Source organism: Comamonas testosteroni ATCC 11996, assembly GCF_000241525.1.
GTDB lineage: Bacteria > Pseudomonadota > Gammaproteobacteria > Burkholderiales > Burkholderiaceae_C > Comamonas > Comamonas testosteroni.
The window spans coordinates 1-700 of record NZ_AHIL01000051.1 but is presented as its reverse complement, the minus strand read 5'-3'; the positions used below and the strand labels follow the sequence as shown (position 1 = coordinate 700).

The window sequence follows — 700 nt, the reverse complement described above, 5'->3', positions numbered from 1 at the left end:
AGTGCTTTGGACATTTTTGATCTTCCTTGTGAGGTTTGTTCAAGACACTACGACTTCGCGGAACATGCCTGCATCCATGTGGAACATCAGGTGGCAATGCCATGCCCAGCGCCCCAGAGCATCTGCCGTCACCAAGAAGCTGATGCGTTGTGCAGGCTGTACTGGCAAGGTGTGTCGACGGGCGAGGAATCGACCATCAGGGCTCTCCAGTTCACTCCACATCCCATGCAAGTGCATAGGGTGAGTCATCATCGTGTCGTTGTGCAGGATGACTCGCAAACGCTCGCCGTGACGGAAGTGAACAGGCGTTGATTGCCCGAACTCCAATCCATCAAGAGACCAGGAATATCGCTCCATATTCCCCGTCAGGTGCAACTCCACCTCTCGTCCAGGACCGCGCGAGTCCATCGGACCTGAAGGTGTATGCAGATCTGCCAAGGTCAGCACCCGTCTGCCGTTATTGCGCAGACCGATACCGGGATCGTCAAGATTGGTGCGGGCCATATCGACTCGCATATCTGTTCTTGCGCCATATTCAGTGCGAGCATGGCGTGCGGTGGTGCTGGGCACTGCCAAGCTCCCAGCAGGCTTGACATGCTGACTATGGTCCATCGCCATACCACCGTGATTCATGCCGGCCATCGCACCATGATCCATGCCGGCCATTGCCCCCGACATACCAGCCATCCCGGCCATACCC

At 56.7% G+C, this 700-nt stretch carries 1 protein-coding gene; it reads right to left on the bottom strand.

Annotated elements, in window-relative coordinates; translation table 11 throughout:
• Positions 1 to 39: 39 nt before the first annotated feature.
• The coding region (locus CTATCC11996_RS22505) for a multicopper oxidase domain-containing protein (RefSeq protein ID WP_003080902.1) at positions 40 to 700 on the bottom strand (661 nt) is incomplete at its 5' end.